General features: G+C 74.9%; 6 protein-coding genes. 2 read left to right on the forward strand and 4 right to left on the reverse strand.

The features are described 5' to 3' along the window. Positions 1 to 27 precede the first annotated feature (27 nt). Complete coding sequence (locus ACFVTF_RS31485; protein WP_371518483.1) at positions 28 to 882, reverse strand: bifunctional methylenetetrahydrofolate dehydrogenase/methenyltetrahydrofolate cyclohydrolase; 855 nt, start codon at positions 880 to 882, stop codon at positions 28 to 30. 521 nt (positions 883 to 1403) lie between these two features. Here ACFVTF_RS31485 and ACFVTF_RS31490 point away from each other — a divergent pair. After that, the gene (locus tag ACFVTF_RS31490) at positions 1404 to 2030 is read left to right on the forward strand and encodes a hypothetical protein (RefSeq protein ID WP_371518481.1); all 627 of its coding nucleotides are present in this window, start codon (positions 1404 to 1406) and stop codon (positions 2028 to 2030) included. A 160-nt stretch (positions 2031 to 2190) separates the two neighbouring features. On the opposite strand, the gene purH is transcribed toward ACFVTF_RS31490, so the two are convergent. Beyond that, the gene (gene purH / locus ACFVTF_RS31495; protein WP_350877213.1) at positions 2191 to 3768 is read right to left on the reverse strand and encodes a bifunctional phosphoribosylaminoimidazolecarboxamide formyltransferase/IMP cyclohydrolase; all 1578 of its coding nucleotides are present in this window, start codon (positions 3766 to 3768) and stop codon (positions 2191 to 2193) included. Beyond that, a complete protein-coding gene (gene purN, locus ACFVTF_RS31500; RefSeq protein WP_387817630.1) occupies positions 3765 to 4424 on the reverse strand; it encodes a phosphoribosylglycinamide formyltransferase in 660 nt (219 codons plus the stop codon). Before purN ends, purH begins: the two co-directional genes overlap by 4 nt. 368 nt (positions 4425 to 4792) lie before the next feature. On the opposite strand from purN, the gene ACFVTF_RS31505 reads away from it, so the two are divergent. Beyond that, positions 4793 to 5425 (forward strand): hypothetical protein, encoded by a 633-nt coding sequence (locus tag ACFVTF_RS31505; RefSeq protein WP_371518478.1) that lies wholly within the window; start codon positions 4793 to 4795, stop codon positions 5423 to 5425. 70 nt (positions 5426 to 5495) lie between these two features. Here ACFVTF_RS31505 and ACFVTF_RS31510 read toward each other — a convergent pair. Further along, on the reverse strand, positions 5496 to 6420 hold a 925-nt coding region (locus ACFVTF_RS31510; protein ID WP_387817631.1), incomplete at its 5' end, for a DUF6350 family protein.

The following is a 6420-nucleotide window of genomic DNA, read 5'->3' on the forward strand; positions in this document are numbered from 1 at the left end:
TCCCTCGTGGTGGTGTCGGTCGCGGGGTCAGACGCCGGCGCGGCGCTCGGCCGCCACGACGATGTTGTTGAGCAGCATCGCGCGGGTCATCGGGCCCACGCCGCCGGGGTTCGGGGAGATCCAGGCGGCCACCTCGGCCACACCCGGGTGCACGTCGCCGACGATCTTGCCCTCGCTGCGGCTGACGCCCACGTCCAGCACCGCCGCGCCCGGCTTGACGTCCTCCGGCTTGACCAGGTGCGGCACGCCCGCGGCGGCCACGATGATGTCGGCCTTGCGCAGGTGGTAGCCGAGGTCCCGGGTGCCGGTGTGGCACAGGGTCACGGTGGCGTTCTCGCTGCGGCGGGTCAGCAGCAGGCCGATCGAGCGGCCGACGGTGACGCCGCGGCCGATCACGACCACCTCGGCGCCGTTGATCTCGACGTCGTGCCGGCGCAGCAGCTCGACGATGCCCAGCGGGGTGCACGGCAGCGGCCCCTCGATGCCCAGGGCGAGCCGGCCGAGCGAGGTCGGGTGCAGGCCGTCGGCGTCCTTGTCCGGGTCCATCAGCTCCAGGACCGGGTTCTGGTCCAGGCCCTTGGGCAGCGGCAGCTGGACGATGTAGCCGGTGCAGGAGGGGTCGGCGTTGAGCTCGCGGACGACGTTCTCGACGTCCTCCTGGGTGGCGGTGGCGGGCAGCTCGCGCTGGATCGAGGCGATGCCGACCTCGGCGCAGTCCTTGTGCTTCCCGTTGACGTACCAGCGGCTGCCCGGGTCGTCGCCGACCAGGACGGTGCCGAGGCCGGGCGTGACGCCCTTCGCCTTGAGGACCGCCACGCGGGCGGCGAGTTCGGACTTGATCGCGGCGGCGGTGGCCTTGCCATCGAGAATCTGGGCAGTCATGACCCCATTCTCCCGGATCGGGGCAAGCCGCCGTACCAGGGCCCGCCTTCCGGTCGGACGGGTACGGAAGGCCTGGACCACGTTGCGGTTGCGCCACAGTCTCGGTCCGGCGCGCGGAACCGGCTGGACACGGCCCCGCCGTCCGGTTGACGATATGCGGGCATTCCCTGCCGCGACCCGGCCCGGTGACGGGCCGACGGACACCCGGCGGGGGCGTACCCGGGGGAAAGAGCACGTGAGCCGACCACTTCAGACCGAGCCGCCCGACCACTGCGGCGCCGTCCTGCCCGCAGCGGGCCCGTCGACGACTCCGTTCTCACCGTTCTCGGCGCTCTCACCGTCCTCACCGTCCTCACCGTTCTCGGCGCTCTCACCGCGCGTCTGAGCCGGCCGCGCCCGGCTCCGCTCCGGGCTGTCACTCCCCTCCGTTAGCGTCCCGTTCCACCGGCGACCCGACTCGCCGAACCGGAACCGGGCCCTCCGTCCCGTCCCCACGTCCCCGCAACTGCCCGGAGGCACCGATGAGTTACCCGCCCGACCCGAACAACCCGAACAACCCGTACGGCCAGCCGCCGCAGGCTCCCGGCTACGGCTACCCCCAGCAGGCCCCGCCGGCCGGGTACGGCTACCCGCCGCCCGCGCCGGGCTACGGCGGGCCGGGCTACGGCTACCCGCCGGCCGTCCCGCAGAACATGCCGGGCCTGGTGGTCACCACCCGGGTGCTGCTGTTCATCATCGGCGCCGTGCAGATCATCGGTGGGGGCATCTACCTGATAGCCGCCGCGGCGGCCAAGGAGGTCACCAACCGGGCCCAGGAGATCGACGGGAGCGACCCGTTCAACGGCTTCGGCAACGCGGCGGCCGGCGTGCTGGTGGTCGTCGGCATCGTGTGCGCGCTGTTCGCGGCCTTCTCCATCACGCTGGGCGTGAAGTTCGGCAAGGGCGGGCCCGCGGTCCGCATCACCACCATGGTGTACGGCTCGTTCGGCGCGCTGCTCGGCCTGCTGGGGCTGGCCGGCTCGTTCGCCAGCAACGCCAACCCGATCGGCATCGTCTTCACGCTGATGTGGCTCGCGGTCTCGATCACGATGATCGTCGGGATGAGCGTCAAGGACGGCGTCGCCTGGTTCTCCCGGCCGCGCTACTGACCGGCGGCTCCGACCGGCCGGGTCACTGACCGGCCGCGCTGCTGACCGGCCCCGTCCGGGCCGATCGGACGACGAGCGGCCCGGCTCCCCTTCCGGAGGAGCCGGGCCGCTCTGTCATGCCGTCACCCGGGCGGTGCGCCGGGCGAGCGGTGGAACGCGATCAGTGGAAGAAGTGCCGGGCACCGGTGAAGTACATCGTCACCCCGGCCTCGGCGGCCGCCGCGACGACCTCCTCGTCCCGGATCGAACCGCCCGGCTGGACGATCGCCTTGACGCCGGCCGCGATCAGGATCGCAGGGCCGTCCGCGAACGGGAAGAACGCGTCCGAGGCCGCGTACGCGCCCTTGGCCCGCTCCCCGGCCCGCTCGACCGCGAGCTTGCAGGAGTCGACCCGGTTGACCTGGCCCATGCCGACGCCCACCGAGGCACCGCCCTTGGCCAGCAGGATCGCGTTGGACTTGACGGCCCGACAGGCCCGCCAGGCGAAGGCCAGCTCGGCCAGCTCGGCCTCGGAAAGCGCCTCACCGGTGGCCAGCCGCCAGTTCGCCGGGTCGTCGCCCTCGGCCTGCACCCGGTCGGCGTCCTGGAGCAGCACGCCGCCGGAGACCGGGCGCAGCTCCTGGCGGTTGGCCGGCGCCTCGGGGGCCAGCAGCACCCGCAGGTTCTTCTTCCGGGCCAGCACCTCGACGGCGCCGTCCTCGTAGCCGGGGGCCACCACGACCTCGGTGAAGATCGGGGCGATCTGCTCGGCCAGCTCGACGGTGACCGGGCGGTTGACCGCGATCACGCCGCCGTACGCCGAGACCGGGTCGCACTCGTGCGCCTTGCGGTGCGCCTCGGCGACGTCCGCGCCGGTCGCGATGCCGCACGGGTTGGCGTGCTTGATGATCGCGACGGCCGGCTCGGCGTGGTCGTACGCGGCGCGGCGGGCGGCATCGGTGTCGACGTAGTTGTTGTACGACATCTCCTTGCCGTGCAGCTGCTCCGCGCCGGCCAGGCCGCCGCTGCCGTCGCTGTACAGCGCGGCGCCCTGGTGCGGGTTCTCGCCGTAGCGCAGCACGTTCTGCCGCTCCCAGGTGGCGCCCAGGAACTCCGGGAACCGCTCGTCGCTCGGCGCGTAGCCGGCCTCGAACCAGGAGGCGACCGCGACGTCGTACGCGGCGGTGTGCGCGAACGCCGCACCGGCCAGGCGCTTGCGGGTGGCCAGGTCGAAGCCGCCCTCCTGGACGGCGCGCAGCACGTCGCCGTAGCGGGCCGGGTCGACCACCACGGCCACCGACGGGTGGTTCTTGGCGGCGGCGCGGACCATGCTCGGACCGCCGATGTCGATCTGCTCGACGCACTCGTCCGGGGTGGCGCCGGAGGCGACGGTGGCCTTGAACGGGTAGAGGTTCACCACGACCAGGTCGAAGGGCTCGACGCCCAGCTCGGCCAGCTGCGCGCGGTGCGACTCCAGCCGCAGGTCGGCGAGCACGCCGGCGTGCACGCGGGGGTGCAGCGTCTTCACGCGCCCGTCCAGGCACTCCGGGAAGCCGGTCAGCTCGGAGACCTCGGTCACCGGGACGCCGGCGGCGGCGATCCGGCCGGCGGTGGAGCCGGTGGAGACGATCGCGACCCCGGCGGCGTGCAGGCCCTGGGCCAGCTCCTCCAGACCGGTCTTGTCGTACACGCTGATCAGCGCGCGACGGATCGGACGGATGTTCTCGGAGACAGGGGGGGTGGTGGAGCTGGCACTCATGCCGGAATCCATACCTTTCGGTCCTCGATGCGGTGACCCTCGCGGGCCAGCCGGCCCACGACGTCGACGAGCAGCTTGCGCTCGACAGTCTTGATGCGCTCGTGCAGCGCTTCGCCGCCATCGGCGTGGTCGGCGTCGACGACCTCGACGACGCCCTGCGCGATGATCGGCCCGGTGTCCACCCCGGCGTCGACCAGGTGGACGGTGCAGCCGGTGACCCTCACCCCGTACGCGAGCGCGTCGGTGACGCCGTGGGCGCCGGGGAAGGAGGGCAGCAGTGCGGGGTGGGTGTTGACGATCCGCCCGGCGAAGGCCGCGATGAACTCGGGCCCGAGGATCTTCATGAAACCGGCCGTGACCACCAGGTCCGGCTCGTGGGCGGCGACGGCGGCGGTCAGCGCGCGGTCCCAGTCGGCCCGGTCGGCGAAGTCCTTCACCCGGTGGACGAAGACCGGCAGGCCCGCCTTCTCGGCCCGCTCCAGGCCCGCGGTGCCGTCGCGGTCCGCACCCACGGCGAGGATCTCGGCGCCGTACGCCGGATCGGCGGCGGCGTCGAGCAGCGCCTGCAGATTGGTGCCGGAACCGGAGACGAGCACCACCAGGCGGGCCGGTCCGGGCGTACGGGGCGGGAAGAGCTGGGCGGGGGCGGCGGCCACTGCGCGATTCTCCGTAGGTCGGGCGCCGCCCGCTGGTACGTCCACCGGTGGTGGGGCCACTACGAACGGCAGGTCGAGCGAGGGGGAACACCAGGAGAACCCACCGCGACGCGGGCACCCGGGAACCTCTGCGAGCTGCTGACCGTCACCACGATAACGGCTGGTCGGACGGCCTCCGCACCCTCCCGGCGGCGCTACGCGCGTAGTTGAGACGGGGATCTCCTCCGTCCCGCGCGGCGGAGTCGCCCCGGGCACGGGGCCGCCCGGCACCCGCGCAGCGGGCAGGCCGCCGGAGGACCGGCGAACGGCTGCGGGATCATAGGGGAGGCGGGAGACCGCCCCTCCGACCGAGAAGGAATGGCTGAACCATGAGCAGCGGTGACGACACCGGCGAGCGCAACCCCTTCGCGCCGCCGCCGGCGGATGCCCCGGACCAGCCGTGGCAGCCGCGCAACCCCTGGCCCGGCGAGGGCCGGGACGGCACCGGCGACCAGGGCGCCGGCGAACGCCCGCAGCTCCCGCCGCCGCACCCCTGGGGCCCCGGCCGGCCCGAGGACGGCCGCCCCAACCCCCCGGCCCCGCAGCCGCCCAAGCTCGACCCCGCCGACCCCGCCCAGCGCCGGGCCCGCAACGCCGCGCTGGCCGGGCCGCTCGCGCTGGTCTGCCTGTTCGTCGGCTTCCACTGGGCCGCCCTGTTCGTCGGCGCGCTCGGCATCGTGTGGGGCATCAGCGCACTGCGGACCCCCAAGCCCGCCCCGGCCTCCGCCGTCACCGGCGCCGCCCACCAGCCCGCCACCCCGAACCCGCTCACCCCGGCCGCGCTCGCCGGAATCCTCACCGGCGCGATGACGGTCGTGGTCGCGACCTCGGTGATCGGCCTCGGGATGTACTACAACGACTACGTCACCTGCGTCCGGGACTCGCTGACCTCCGTCGGCGCCGACAACTGCGACCGGTTCGCGCCCAAGTGGTACGTCGACTTCACCGGGAACGCGGGCTAGGCCTGTCCGGCCGGTCCTGCCGGACAAGGCCTGGCCAGGACGGGCAGGGCCTGGCCAGGACGGGCAGGGCCTAGTCGTTCCCGGGGGCCCGCCCTCCCAGGCGCAGCACCGCCGCGTACCCGCGGGCCCGCAGCAGCAGCGCCCCCCGGCGCAGCCGCTCGGCCGACCGGGCGCGGGCGGCGGGCGGGGCCCCCTCGTCGGCGTCCGCGTCGAGCTCCTCGGCGGCCTGCCCGTCGGCCTCTCCGTCGGCCTCTTCGTCGGCCTCTTCGTCGGCCTCCGGGACGGTCGCGGGGCCCAGCGCCCGATGGCGGACCAGCAGCGCGCCCGGCACGGCCACCAGCGCGAACCAGCCCGCCGCCGCCGACCCCGTCCACCAGGGCGACGGCCCCAGCCGGGCCATCCGGCCGCCCGCCAGCGCGCCACCCGACAGCCAGCCCGCCGCCGCCACCGCGACGCCCGTCAGCAGTGCCGCCGCCAGCACCGCCACCACCGTCGCCGCGAGCGGCCACGGTCCGTCGCCGCCGCCGTCACCGTCGTCGAACCCGTCGCTGTCGTCGGCCCCGGCCGCCGCGCGCGGGCCGGCCGCCGCCCGGCCCAGCAGCACCGCCGGCACCACCCCCGCCAGCACCGGCAGCAGCAGGGCCGCCAGCCGCCAGCCGCCCGGGCCCTCCGCCGGCAGCAGGGCGAACATCGGGAACTCCGGGACGGCGCCCAGCACGGTGCCGCCCGGCGCCACCACCGTCCCGGAGCCCACCGCGAACCCCGGGCCCAGGGCGTACGCCGTCCCCCAGAGCACCGCGTTCGGCAGCAGCACCACCCCGAGCAGCAGCAGTCCGACCAGGGCCGCCGGCCCGCGCCCGAGCACCGCCATCCCGTGCCCGCCCCCGGCCGCCGCGTCCAGCGCCGCCGCCACTGCCACCAGCACCCCGCCCGCCGCCACCAGGCCCGCCCCGGCCGCCAGCACCGAGCCGCGCACCGCCGCCGCGCCGCCGGCC

This window comes from Kitasatospora sp. NPDC057940 (assembly GCF_042887425.1).
Lineage (GTDB): Bacteria > Actinomycetota > Actinomycetes > Streptomycetales > Streptomycetaceae > Kitasatospora.